At 44.0% G+C, this 15,830-nt stretch carries 1 protein-coding gene; it reads left to right on the top strand.

What is annotated here, in order from left to right; translation table 11 throughout:
• Positions 1–19 precede the first annotated feature (19 nt).
• Complete coding sequence (locus tag ABH008_RS16500; RefSeq protein WP_347986704.1) at positions 20–15,670, top strand: Ig-like domain-containing protein; 15,651 nt, start codon at positions 20–22, stop codon at positions 15,668–15,670.
• The last annotated feature ends 160 nt before the right edge of the window (positions 15,671–15,830 follow it).

Genomic DNA, 15,830 nt, shown 5'->3' with positions numbered 1-15,830 from the left:
ACGGGATTTGGAGATCAAGATGATGAAACGACATATTAATCAATCGTTCTTGGCAATATTGTTGGCTTTAAGCCTCAGTTTAATGGGTCAATCGGCTGTTGCAGCCAATGTGCTTGACCAGAACTGCGTTGTCAATATTCTTAACCGCACTATTCAAGTGAATAGTGATGGTAGTTGGTCTATGCCAAATGTACCGTCGACTCAAGGCCAGGTTAGGGCGCGAGCCACCTGTACCAAATTGGGAGAAACCTTCTCGGGTTCCAGTGATTATTTTACCGTGGTGCAAAACGGTATTGCCCCAGTTCCAGAAATTAAATTCGGTAATATAGATCCGATTCCGGTCAGTATGGCAATTACCAAGCCTACAGTGACTACCATCACTCATGTTGGCGGAACAGCGCAACTACAAGTAATGGCTACTTATCCAGATAACACTGTACTGGATGTGACAGCTGCGTCTAATGGTATTAATTACACATCTAGTAATCCGGCCGTTGCTACTGTAAATTCCAGTGGCTTAGTAACAAGTCTGGCTAGCGGAACTGTGTTAGTCACTGCGCGTAAAGATGAGGTCGCGGCATTTATACTGTTTACCATTGCCACTACAGGTGATAGCGACGGTGATGGCGTACCCGACGACTATGAGTTGGCAAATAAAATGAACCCGCATGATCCTCTGGATGCACAGGAGGATTTTGACAGCGATGGTTTAACCAACCTGCAAGAATATAAAATCGGTACTAATCCCAATAATCCAGATACTGATGGTGATGGCATTAATGATGGTGATGAGGTTAATGGCACATTCTCGGCCAATCCACACCACTATAAAACCGACCCGCTAAAAGCAGATTCTGACGGTGATGGCGTCAGCGATTTTGATGAGGAAGAATCGGGCTATGATCCAACCAATGCCAGTGATGGCGGTGGACGAATTTTCGCTTCCATCAAGGTGACGCCGCCCAATCCAACCATGACTTATAACACCATGTATAACGAGGCCAATCTACAATTAAAAGTGATTGGAACACGTTTGGATGGTACTACCGCAGATATTACTAAAAGCTCAACCGGCACCACTTATAGCTCCAGTGATCTGAGTGTGGTCAGTTTTGGTGGTGTTGATGGTTTAATTTTTGCTGGTCAATCAGGCACAGCAAAACTTACTGTCAAAAATCATGGACAATCCATCACTGCGACTGTCAATGTTGGATCATTCAGTCCTGTTGCACTCTCCTATATAGGTATTCCCGGTTATGCCAATAACGTGGATATTTCAGGGGATTATGCTTATGTGGCAGCTGGTAGTGCTGGTTTGCAGGTCGTTAATGTTTCTGACCACTCCCATCCAGCCATAGTGGGTAGTATTGACACTGCCGGAACTGCTCTGGATGTAAGGGTGGTTGGTACGGTAGCTTATGTCGCGGATGGTACAGACGGTTTACAAATTTTTGATGTTACCAAACCAAGCAGCCCGGTGCTTATTGCTTCTTACCCTACCGCTGGGTTTACTCAGGATGTTAAGGTTGATAATCAATATGCTTATCTAGCCAATGGTACGGGCGGTGTGCAAATTGTCGATGTGCATGTACCTTCCCGGCCTTTATCGTTAGGCAGTTTAACAGAACTGGGGGAAGTATTTGGTGTTGATGCCCAAGGCACAACCATGGTCGCAGTAGCAGGTCAATCCTTTTATGTAATTGATACAACAGATAAGCTTAATCCAGTCACACAGGGTAGTATTTCCATCGGCTCCGTGAAAGATGTTGCTATCAATGGACAATATGCCTATGTGGCTGCTTATACTTCAGGATATCGCTTAATCGATATTTCAGTACCAACCAGTCCCAATATTATTGGTGAAGATGCCAGTTTTTATCCAAACGATGTTGAATTAACCGACAGTTTTGCATTCTTTTCCGAAGTTAGATTTGTTAATGCCGCACCTTATGTGAACATTGATAATCCAGCTGTTTCCAGTTATCAGGGTTATGTTGATTTTAAACAATTCAACGACAATAACGGTACCGGTCTGGCATTGGATTCCAACTATGTTTATTTGACAGATTCTGCAGATATTGCCGATTGGGGTACTACTGGCAGCACTAATCTGATGATAGGGCAATATCGTTTGATTGAAGATAATGGTGGTGTTCCTCCCACTATCCAATTTACTAGTTTGCCGCAAGACTCGGTGGCAGTTGAGGGTAAAACCATCAATTTACTGGTTGATGCAACTGATGATATTGGTGTTAAATCAGTCACTTTTTCAATTAATGGTAATGTGGTGTATGTGGATAGCTCTCGTCCCTATGCATATCCACTTTATGTGCCTTATGGCACCGTCGGTAATACCATTACTGTATCAGTAACTGCTACTGATTTCGGCGGTAATGCCACACCGACACCAACGCTAAATCTGTTAGTCGAACACGATACTGATCGGGATGGTTTAAGTGATATTCAGGAAAAAGCGCGAGGTACAAAGCCAACAGTTGCAGATACTGATGGAGATTTGTTGTTGGATGGCGACGAAGTAGACAGAGGCACCAATCCACTGAATGTCGATACTGACGGCGATCAACTGACTGATGGTTCAGAAGTACAAAATGAAACCGACCCTTTAAATCCAGATACTACTCCACCTACAGTAGCATCAACAACGCCGGTTAATCTGGCAACCAATGTACCGGAAAATAATCCGATCATTATTACTTTTGATGAACCCTTAACGCCAAAATTTGTTAAATCCGGCACCGTAACCGTGTACGAAGGCCTGTTGGAAGGGGCCGCCACTATTCCTGGTAGCGTTACCTGGTCAAGCGATGGCCTACAGGTGATATTTACACCAACCAGTATTCTAGGGCATAACACCGATTATAAAATAGTCATCGATAAAGTGCGCGATTTGGCAGGTAACCGCTTGGTGGCACCCTATACGTTCCAATATAAAACGGGTTACACAGTGGATAACACTGCGCCTACTGTGTTAAGAGTTGATCCTGCAGCCAATACTACCGATGTGCCGGTCAATACCGAGATTGGGGTTGTGTTTAGTAAACCAGTCGATAGCAAAACAGTAACTTCCCAAACTGTCTTGCTGCACGACAGTACAACAGGTGAAAATATTCAGGGTATTATCAATCTGAGTGGCGATGCGCAAAGCCTGTATTTTATTCCGAATACTGCGCTTGCTGTTGGGCGGCAATACTATATTTCTGTCACTAACGGTATTAAAGATTTATTTGGTAATTCACTGGGTTATTCTAATTTTTACTTTACTACTAATTTCCAAAGTGACTCTACGGGGCCACAAATTGTCGGTTATAGTCTTGCCAGTGGTCAGAGTAATGTGCCTACTAATCCGCAATTGCAGGTGCAGTTTAATAAGGTAGTCAGCGATTTAAGTTTGGGTTCTATAACGTTAACCCAAAGTGGTGCCGGGGTAACCATAGTTCGTCAATTAAGTAGTGATCACAAAACCCTAACCTTGAAACTTTTACAACCTTTGCTGGCTAATAGCAGCTATAAGTTACATATTGAAGGCGTGCAGGATTTAAGCGGTAATTTGTTACCCAATTCCGCAGATCTTAATTTCTCTACAGGATCTACCGCAGATCAGGTAAATCCATCATTGGTTAATTATAGCCCAGCCTACAACGCTGGAAATGTGGGGCTTAACAGTAAAATGGTGATGACATTTAGTGATCGCTTGAATCCACTATCTGTTAATGGTGATACGGTAGCGTTATATGATCAGGCAATTGGTCAGCGCATCCCTGCAACTACTGCGCTCAGCAGTGATGGTTTGACGGTTACAGTAACTCCAAGCAGCTCTTTATTACCCAATCACCAATACTATATCTATATCTCTAACTGGGCGCCTTTATATAGTCAGTCTGGATACCAAGTCTATGGTACGAGTTGGTATTTCCAAACCGGAACAGTGTCGAATGTGTTACCACCTGTCATTAGCGGCAGCAATTTACAGGATGGTGCTATCGGTGTCAGTTTGAACGAAAAACTGCGCTTCGTACTGGATACACAGGTGACTAGCGCCAGTGTAGCAAATGGCATTACTTTACAGATTAATGGTGTAACTGTCCCTGGTACAGCCACTTTGGGTAGTGATAATGAAACCATTACCTTTACCCCAACAACAGCGTTAACAGCCAATACCAATTACACGGTGGTCATTTCTGGATTAACCGACTATGCCGGTAATAAACTAGCGCCTGTGACGGAAAAATTCACTACGGGTACTAGCACGGATACTTCTGCGCCTTCGTTCTATGTGACGCCGAGTTCCAATGCGTTTGGTATTAGTGTCAACACACCAATTATCGTTACCTTCAATAAAGCAATTGATCCGACTACCTTAGGTGGTATTTATCTCACAACTAACGGCTATAGTGGTCAGATAGCCGGTAGTGCCAGCTTGAGTAGTGACGGTAAAACGGTAACCTTTACCCCAGCTGGGCCATTACCCGCCAATACGCAAATCTATGTGAATGTTTATGGAGTATTGGATTTAACGGGTAACGCAGCCAACAGTTATGGCTATTTCTCTACCGGAGCCAATACGGATACCACTAAACCCACTTTGCTCTCTATCACACCAACTGATGGTTCGGTGGATGTGGCTAGCAATAATCCGATTGTGTTGACATTCTCGAAATCACTAAATCGCAGTACGGTTAATAATCAGTCGCTAGGCTTGTTTGTGAATGGCGGCATAGTGCGTCCGAATATCAGTTATTCTGCGGATAATCGCACTATCATCTTGAGTAACAACATTCCTGCCAGCAGTACAGTATCGGTGGTGATGACGCACGATATTCAGGATATGAATGGCAATGCGCTGGCGGATACTATCAAAGTATTTACCACAGCAGCGACTACAGATTACAGTCGTCCCAGTATCATTACTGTTTATCCTGGCAATAGCTCTTATCAGGTTCCGGTTAAAAACAAAGTGGTGCTGTACAGTAATAAACCACTGAAAGCCAGCACAGTACAAGGTGCATTGCACATCTCACAAAATGGGGTGTTGATTACCGGTACCACGCAAGTATTAGGCGATGGCAGTGCCATAGAGTTTACACCTAAGCAACCTTGGAGCAAGCAAGCACTGGTGGAAGTCTTCTTGGACAGCACTGCTACCGATTTAAACGGTGATGCGTTGTATAGCTATCATAGCTCGTTCCGTACTGTCGATGACCCAGCCTTAACTGCGCCTACAGTGGTTGCTATTAATACCAATAATGACATTGCTCTGCCGTTGAATGGTGTGATTGATCTGCAATTTAATGAACCGTTAGACCCTGCTACAGTGAACAGTAATACCTTTGTGTTGCATGATTCAAACAATAGCAGTTCACCACTACCCGTTACGGTGTCGTTGTTGAAAGGCAATATGCTGGTACGATTGACACCTGACAGTGCGTTGCAGGCGGGTCATTACTATTATTTCGGAGTACTCACGGGTGTGAAAAACGCCAGCGAGGTAGCCAGTACCTATAATAGTGCTTATTACTGGGCTTTCACTGCCGGTCAGGCGGTGGATGCCATGACACCACAAGTGCTATCGCTAAATCCAAGAGACGGGGCCAGCAATGTGGGTATCAACAATCATGTGGATATTAGCTTCAACGAAGCGATTAATCCACTCAGTATGCTGCCCGATAATGCGGATATACCGCTGGCTCAAGACACTGGCGGCGATGCCCGTACTTACTCGCTGAATTTTAGCAATGGTAATACCCAGGTAAGTTATGTGCCACATGAACCTTGGGCAGCTGCAAGCACGGTGACCTTAACCGTCGCAACACCACAGGATTATGCAGGTCAAACAGTGCAAAGTGTGACGCATACCTTTACCACAGCCAATGGCCCTGATTACAGTACGCCTACTGTGAGTAACTGGGGATTTGTAAACAATGCTACGAATATACCTGTTAACGCGGTATTTAACGTGAAAATTAGCACGCCGGTAGATCCTATCAGTGTTAACGCCAGTACATTTTATTTGTACGATAGTGTTACAGGTCAGCATATGGCTGCCAGTATTGCTGCTAGCAGTGATGGCTATACTTTAAGTCTAGTGCCAAATCAAGCTCTGTCAGTGTATCGTACTTATTATTTATATGTGTACGGTGTACAAGGTGTTAATGGCAATGCTTTGTATCAATCGCAAACGCTCACTACCGGAACTGTCACAGATACCGTAGCACCACAAGTCAGTAATTACAGTTTTAATGATAGTCAAACCGGTGTTGCTACCAATGTACAGTTACAAGTGCAATTTAATGAAGCGGTGAATGGTTTATCGTTGAGTGGGGTTCAACTGTTGCAAAACGGTGTAGTAGTGCCCACCACACCGCAACAAAATGGTGATCATACTATCGTCAGCCTGTTGTTAAATAAACCCTTGTTAGCCAATACAGCTTACACCTTGCAAGTGCAAGGTGTACAGGATATGAGTGGCAATGTGTTGGCAAGTACCGCCAAACGCAGTTTTACTAGCGGTAGCGGTGTAGATTTGTACAATGCTAGTGTTGTTACCTATAGTCCAGCCTACAATGCAGGAAATGTGGGTCTTAACAGCCAGATGGTAATAACCTTCAATGACCGATTGAATCCGTTGAATGTGAATGGTGATACGGTTGCTTTGTATGATCCGACGACTAATCAGCGCATCTCTGCAACGACTTCGCTCAGTAGTGATGGTTTGACGGTTAAAGTAACCCCAAGCAGCTCTTTATTACCCAATCACCAATACTATATCTATATTTCTAACTGGGCGACTTTGTATAATCAGTCCGGTATTTATGTCAATGGTACGAGTTGGTATTTCCAAACCGGAACAGTGGCGAATGTGTTACCACCGGTCATTAGTGGAAGCAATATACAAAATGGTGCTACCGGAGTCAGTCTGAACGAAAAACTACGCTTCGTACTGGATACACAGGTGACTAGTGCCAGTGTAGCAAATGGCATTACTTTACAGATTAATGGTGTAACTGTCCCTGGTACGGCCACTTTGGGTAGTGATAATGAAACCATCACCTTTACCCCAACAACAGCGTTAACAGCCAATACCAATTACACGGTGGTCATTTCTGGATTAACCGACTATGCCGGTAATAAACTAGCGCCTGTGACGGAAAAATTCACTACGGGTACTAGTACGGATACCTCTGCGCCTTCCTTCTATGTGACGCCGAGTTCCAATGCGTTTGGTATTAGTGTCAATACACCGATTATTGTGACCTTCAATAAAGCCATGGATCCGACTACCTTAGGTGGTATTTATCTCACGGCTAGCGGCTATAACGGTCAGATAGGTGGTAGTACCAGCTTGAGTAGTGACGGTAAAACGGTAACCTTTACCCCAGCTCAGCCATTACCGGCCAATACGCAAATCTATGTGAATGTTTATGGAGTATTGGATTTAACGGGTAACGCAGCCAACAGCTACGGCTATTTCTCTACCGGAGCCAACACTGATATCACTAAACCCACATTGCTTTCTATCACACCAACTGATGGTTCGGTGGATGTGGCTAGCAATAATCCGATTGTGTTGACGTTCTCGAAATCGCTGAATCACAATACGGTTAATAATCAGTCGCTGGGCTTGTTTGTAAATGGCGGCATAGTGCGTCCGAATATCAGTTATTCTGCGGATAATCGCACTATCATCTTGAGTAACAACATTCCTGCCAGCAGTACAGTGTCGGTGGTGATGACACACGACATTCAGGATATGAATGGCAATGCGCTGGCGGATACTATCAAAGTATTTACCACAGCAGCGACTACAGATTACAGTCGTCCTAGTATCATTACTGTTTATCCTGGCAATAGCTCTTATCAGGTTCCGGTTAAAAACAAAGTAGTGCTGTACAGTAATAAACCACTGAAAGCCAGCACAGTACAAGGTGCATTGCACGTCTCACAAAATGGGGTGTTGATTACCGGTACCACGCAAGTATTAGGCGATGGCAGTGCCATAGAGTTTACACCTAAGCAACCTTGGAGCAAGCAAGCGCTGGTGGAAGTCTTCCTGGACAGCACCGCTACGGATTTAAACGGCGATGCCTTGAATAGCTATCATAGTTCGTTCCGTACTGTCGATGACCCAGCCTTAACCGCGCCTACTGTGGTTGCTATTAATACCAATAATGGCATTGCTCTGCCGTTGAATGGTGTGATTGATCTGCAATTTAATGAACCGTTAGACTCTACCACAGTGAACAGTAATACCTTTGTGTTGTATGATTCAAACAATAGCAGTTCACCAATACCCGTTACTGTCTCGTTGTTGAAAGGTAATATGCTGGTACGACTGACACCTAACAGTGCGTTGCAGGCAGGTCATTACTATTATTATGGAGTATTCACGGGTGTGAAAAACGCCAGCGGGGTTGCCAGTACCTATAATAGTGCTTATTACTGGGCTTTCACTGCCGGTCAGGCGGTGGATGCCATGACACCACAAGTGCTATCGCTAAATCCAAGAGACGGGGCCAGCAATGTGGGTATCAACAATCATGTGGATATTAGCTTCAACGAAGCGATTAATCCGCTCAGTATGCTGCCCGATAATGCGGATATACCGCTGGCTCAAGACACTGGCGGTGATGCCCGTACTTATTCGCTGAATTTCAGCAATGGTAATACCCAGGTAAGTTATGTGCCACATGAACCTTGGGCAGCTGCAAGCACGGTGACCTTAACCGTCTCTACACCTCAAGATTATGCCGGTCAAACTGTGCAAAGTGTGACGCATACTTTTAAGACTGCCAATGGCCCTGATTACAGTACGCCTACCGTCAGTAACTGGGGCTTTGTAAATAATGTAACTAATGTACCCGTTAACGCCATATTTAACGTGAAAATTAGTACGCCGGTAGATCCAATCAGTGTTACCGCAAGTACATTCTATTTGTACGATAATGTTACCGGTCAACATCTAGCGGCTAGCATTGCGGTCAGTAGCGATGGTTATACTTTGAGTTTGGTTCCCACTCAGGCGCTTACTGCTTCGCGTACTTACTATCTGTATGTGTATGGTGTGCAAGGTATTAATGGCAATGCTTTGTATCAATCGCAAACGCTCACTACCGGAACTGTCACAGATACCGTAGCACCACAAGTCAGTAATTACAGTTTTAATGATAGTCAAACCGGTGTTGCTACCAATGTACAGTTACAAGTGCAATTTAATGAAGCGGTGAATGGTTTATCGTTGAGTGGGGTTCAACTGTTGCAAAACGGTGTAGTAGTGCCCACCACGCCACAACAAAATGGTGATCATACTATCGTCAGCTTGTTGCTAAACCAACCATTGAAGGTTAATACAGTCTATACCTTGCAAGTGCAAGGCGTGCAGGATATGAGTGGCAATGTGTTGGCCAGTACCGCTAAACGCAGCTTTACTACCGGTAGCAGTGTGGATTTATACAATGCCAGTTTGGTAGCGTATAGTCCTGCCTATAATGCTACTAATATCGGTATTAACAGTCAGATGGTGATGACCTTTAATGACCGATTGAATCCGTTAGCAGTGAATGGCGATACTATTGCCCTCTATGATACTGCAACTAATCAGCGTGTAGCTGCCAGCAGAACATTGAGTGCTGATGGTAAAACGGTGACGCTAATTCCAGCCGCTTCATTAGTTGCTAATCGCACATACTATGTTTATATTGGAAATTGGGCAACTTTGTATAATCAGTCAGGCAATTATGTCAATGGCAATAGTTGGTATTTCACAACAGGGGCAGCGGCCAGTCAAGTGACTCCTAGTATTAGTTCCAGCAATATTCAGGATGGTGCTTCCGGTGTAGTAGTTAATGGTACTTTTACATTCAAATTGAATGAACCAATCAGCAATCCAAGCGTTGCAGCCAGTATACTGTTACAAGCAAATGGTGTTACTGTACCTGGTACTGCATCATTGGGTAGTGATAATGAAACTATTACCTTTACGCCTGCGGTAGTTCTGGCTGCCAATACCAATTACACCTTGCTGATATCGGGGTTGACCGATTATGTGGGTAATGCATTGACTGCGGTTACTGAGCATTTCACCACTGGAGCAGCTATTCCAGCGAATATATCGCCAACATTTTATGTGACACCCGGCTGGAATTCTTTTGGTATTAATATTAATTCGCCAATTTTGGTGACTTTTAATAAACCTATAGACCCCACTACGCTGACTGGTATTTATCTGACTGCCAATGGTTATTCCGGTAATATAGCGGGTAGCGCTAAACTCAGTGCTGATGGCCTCACCGCTACAATTACACCAGCCGCACCATTACCCGCAAATGCGCAGGTTTATGTTAATGTTTATGGCGTACATGATCTGGCCGGTAACAACATTAACAGTTACAGTTATTTCACTACGGGCGTTAATACCGACACCACGGCACCACAATTGCTGGCTATTACGCCAACCGATGGTTCCGTGGATATCGTTGATAATGCACCTATCGTACTGACTTTCTCCAAATCGTTGAATCAAAGTACTGTTAATAGTCAATCATTAGCTTTATATGCAAACGGGAATATTTACCATCCTAGTATTAGCTATTCTGCAGACAATCGCACGGTGACTTTAAATACTGCTATGCCTGCCAGCAGTGTGGTATCGGTGCTATTAACGCATGACATTCAAGATTTAAATGGTAACGCTCTGGCCGATACTGTAAAAGTATTTACCACGGCAGTAGCTAGTAATAATAATCGCCCCAGCATTATCACTGCGTACCCAGGTAATGGCGCTAGCGGTGTATTAACTAACAATAAAATTGTATTGTTCAGTAATAAACCATTGGATCAAAATACCGTATCGAGTGCATTACAAGTTACGCAAAATTCTGTTGTGGTACCGGGTACCACTCAGGTATTGGGTGATGGCAGTACGATAGAGTTTACCCCAACTAAAGTTTGGAATAAGCAATCGCTAATCCAGGTAACTTTAAGTAGCAGTGCGACTGATCTAAATGGTGATGCTCTATATACCTTTACTAGCTCTTTCCGCACCATAGACGACCCAGCACTCACAGCGCCTTATGCGGTGGCTATCAATACTAATAATGGCGTTAATCTGCCGATTAATGGTGTTATTGATGTGCAATTTAACGAGCCACTTGATCCTAGCACGGTAAGTAATTCTATTTTTGTGTTGAATGATGTTACCAGTTCTCCCAATCAACAAGTACCTGTTACGGTTACAACCTTGAAAGGCAATATGGTAGTTCGCATGAAACCGACTGCCAATCTACAACCTGGACATACCTATAATTACGGTGTGTTGAGCGGATTAAAGGATGCCAGTGGTGTCGCTTCTACCTATAACTATGCTTATTACTGGGGATTCACTGCCGCTCAAACAGCTGATAGCATCGTGCCACAAGTGACGGCGCTTAGTCCAATTAACAGCGCTAGTAATGTGGGTATAAATGCCCATGTGGATATACGTTTTAACGAAGCGATAGATCCCATCAGTATGTTACCTGATAATGCTGATACACCCTTAGCGCAAGACCCTAGTGGCAATGACGCACGTAATTACTCGCTTAATTTCAGTAATGGCAATACACAGGTTAGTTATATTCCGCATGAACCTTGGGCAGCCAACACTACTGTTAAACTAACAGTATCTAACCCAGAAGATTACGCTGGTCAAACAGTACAAACAATTAGTCATACGTTCTATACGGCTAACGGTCCTGACTTTAGTCAACCTGTTGTAAGTAAGTGGAGTTTCGCAGCTGATGGCACCAATGTGCCTGTGAATACACTATTCAAAGTACAGATGAACAAAGCCATTGATCCGGTCAGTGTCAGTTCTGCCAGTTTTTATCTGCATGATACCGTGCTTAATCAGCACGTGGCTGCCACTATTGCTGTGAGCACCGATGGCTCCACGTTAACTTTAGTGCCAAATCAGGCTCTGGCTGTGGATCGCAAATATTACTTACAGTTGTACGGTGTGCTTGATCTGAATGGCAACAGTACTGGTACGCCCTATCAGTATCTGACAACCGGTACTGTTGCAGATACATTACCGCCACAAATAAGCGGCTATAGTCTAAGCAATGGTCAGATCAATGTGCCAACCAATGCGCAAATACAGGTAAAATTTAATAAACCTCTCAGTGGCCTGACACTGGATGGTGTGTTATTACTGCAAAATGGCGCATTGGTTGCCACAACGCCACAACTGAGTGCCGATCATACGGTACTAAGCTTGTTGCTGGCTGAACCTTTGCATGCCAATACCAGTTATACCTTGCAAGTATCTGGTGTACAGGATACGAGTGGTAATACTTTGGCGGCTACTGTTAATCGCAGCTTTACCACGGGTAGCGGTGTGGATTTACGCAACGCAAGTTTGCTGAATTATAGTCCGGCGAATAATGCGGTTAACGTTGGAGTTAACAGTCAGATGGTAATGACTTTTAATGACAGGCTAAATCCGTTAACCATTAACAATGACACCATCGCCATCTATGACCCAAATACGCAACAACGCATAGCCGCGGCCAGTAGCTTGAGTAGTGATGGTAAAACAGTCACATTGACTCCAGCCACTCCATTAAATGCCAATTATCGTTACTATGTCTATATTTCAAACTGGGCGTATCTGTACGATTTGGCAGGTAATTCAGTGCCTGCATCCAATTGGTATTTCCAAACCAGCTTTGTCAGCAACCTGTTGCCACCCGTCATCAGTGGTAGCAATATTCAAGATGGAGCCAGCGGTTTGGCGCTCAATACCCGTCTGCGTTTTGTGCTGGACGAACCTGTTACTAATGCCAGTGTCAATGGAAGTGTTATCTTACAATTGAACGGTGTTACCGTTGCTGGTACCGCTAGTCTGGGTAGTGATAATCAAACTATCACTTACATACCGACGTCACAGTTGGTAGCTAATGGCAACTACACCTTAGTGGTTTCCGGGCTAATCGATTATGCAGGTAATAGTCTGGCTACCGTGACTGAACACTTCAGTACTGGCAATAGCACTGATACCACTTCACCGACTTTCTTTGTGACACCGGGTTGGAATGCATTTGGTATTTCGGTTAACAATCCATTGACCATTACCTTTAATAAGGTGATTGATCCAACCACTTTAGGTGGTATTTATCTCACTGCCAGTGGCTATAGCGGCAATATTGCCGGAAATGCCAGTTTAAGCAGTGATGGTAAAACAGTGACCTTTACACCACTATCACCTTTACCGGGTAATACCCAAATTTATGTGAATGTGTACGGCGTGTTAGATTTGATCGGTAATACGGTAAACAGCTATAGTTATTTTACAACGGGTGCCAGCACTGATAATACGCCGCCAAAATTGTTGTCCATTACGCCAACGGATGGTTCGGCCGATGTAGCGGATAATAGCCTTATTGTGTTGACGTTCTCAAAATCGTTGAATCAAAGTACGGTTAATAATCAAAGTGTGGCGCTGTTTGCTAATGGTGCGATCCAGCGTCCAAATATTAGCTACTCTGCGGATAATCGTACGGTCACTTTGAGTAATAATGGTTTACCGGCATCCAGTATTGTTTCTGTGGTGTTGACTCATGACATTAAGGATCTGAACGGTAATCCCTTGACCGATATGGTGAAAGTATTTACTACCGCAGCGGCAAATGATTATAGTCGGCCTAGCATAGCATTTGCGTATCCAAGCAATAGTGCTTCTGAGGTGCCAACCAAAAACAAAATTGTGTTATACAGTAATAAACCCTTAAAAACGGCTAGTGCTAAAAATGCACTGCATGTTTCTCAAAATGGGGTATTAGTCACTGGTAGCACGCAAGTGTTGGGTGACGGCAGCACCATAGAGTTTACCCCTGCTCAACCTTGGAGTAAGCAAGCGCTGGTGGAAGTATTTATGGATAGTACTGCTACCGATATGAATGGTGATGCACTGAATAGCTTCTACAGTACCTTCCGTACGGTAGATGATCCTGCACTCACAGCGCCGACCGTTATTGCTATAAATACCAATAACGGTATCAATCTGCCCTTAAATGGCGTGATTGATCTGCAATTTAGTGAACCCCTTGATCCTGCGACAGTGAGCAGTTCTACTTTTGTGCTGTACGATACCAGCAATGCCTATGCGCAAGTGCCTGTTACTGTATCAGCATTGAAAGGTAATTTGGTGGTTAGAATGACACCAAACAGTTTGTTGCAGGCCGGTCATGTATATAACTACGGCATACTTAGCGGTGTAAAAGATGCCAGCGAAGTGGCTGCAACTTATAATAATGGTACTATTTGGGGCTTTACCGCAGCGCAAACCGCTGATGGCATTACGCCACAAGTGTTGGCGTTGAGTCCGACTGATGGCTTGACAAATGTGGGTATCAATAGTCGGGTTGATATGCGTTTCAACGAAGCTATCGATCCTATTAGTATGTTGCCTGAGAATGCCGATATACCTTTGGCTCAGGTAACTAGTGGTAACGATGCACGTACTTACTCGCTAAGCTTTAGTAATGGTAATACTCAGGTAAGTTATTTGCCGAATGAGCCGTGGCCAGCCAATAGTGCAGTGACTCTAACCGTTGCCAATGCACAGGATTATGCGGGACAAACTGTGCAAAGTCTCAGTCATACATTCCATACCATGAATGGACCGGACTTTAGTCAGCCATCGGTGAGTAAATGGAGTTTTACTGCCAATGCCAGCAATGTGCCAGTCAATACCACATTCCAGGTGCAAACCAGTAAGCCGATTGATCCGGTGACAGTTTCAGCGGGTACTTTCTATTTACATGATAATGCCACTAACCAAAATGTGCCTGCCAGTGTCACTGTTAGTGGCGATAACCGCACTTTAACGCTAGTACCCACTCAGTCGTTGGCTGCAAGTCGTCAATATTATTTACAACTTTATGGAATCTATGATTTGAGCGGCAATAGCATAGGTTCCCCGTATCAGTATTTCACTACTGGGGCAGCTAGCGATACCACCGCTCCACAAATAACGGCTTATAACTTCAGTCAAGGTCAAAGTGGGGTTCCTACTAACATTCAGTTACAGGTACAGTTTAGTAAAGCACTTAATGGTCTAAGTTTATCCGGTGTGCGTGTGTTGCAAAATGGAATTGTAGTGCCAACAACTTCGCAATTGAGTGCGGATCGTACCTTGTTGAGTGTGTCGTTAACGACACCGTTGCAAGCTAATACCGGCTATACCTTGCAGGTTGCAGGTGTGCAGGATACTGTTGGCAATGTATTGGCTAGCACAGCTAGCCGCAGCTTTACCACCGGTGGTGGAGCCACAATTGCATACGATAATCTAGTGTCCTATAGTCCGTTAAATAATAGTAGTGGCGTGTCATTAAACTCGTCAATTGTGATGACGTTCAATAATCTTTTAAATCCTTTGTCTATCAATGGTGGCGGAGTTTGGTTAAGAGATAACAGTAATTATCAATTGATACCGGTAACTAACAGTTTTAGTGCCGATGGTAAAACGCTAACGTTAACACCCGTAAGTGCATTAACGGCTAATCGGAATTATGAAGTGATTGTTAATAACTATAATTATGCCTACTTATTTACCGATTTGGCCGGAAATCAGGCTGTTAATACCTATTGGAATTTTACCACTGGGGCAAACTAGTTATAAGCCATGTGCTAGAAATCTATACGTAGCATCGGTTAAGTTCTTACGTGGAAAGTAAAGGGGTAGGCTGGGCATGCTATGCTAACGCCTATTTACGTGTACCGAAATGCTGATGCAGGGCATTTAACTGAAGCTAATCTGGAACTTTTTGCCCGGT

It is taken from the genome of Methylomonas sp. AM2-LC, from assembly GCF_039904985.1.
GTDB lineage: Bacteria > Pseudomonadota > Gammaproteobacteria > Methylococcales > Methylomonadaceae > Methylomonas.
Note: the sequence above shows the minus strand (reverse complement) of the source record. Positions and strands in the feature narration are given on the sequence as shown.

Coding starts and splice junctions, on each gene's coding strand:
- ABH008_RS16500 (WP_347986704.1), top strand. CDS start 20: ATGATGAAACGACATATTAATCAATCGTTCTTGGCAATATTGTTGGCT.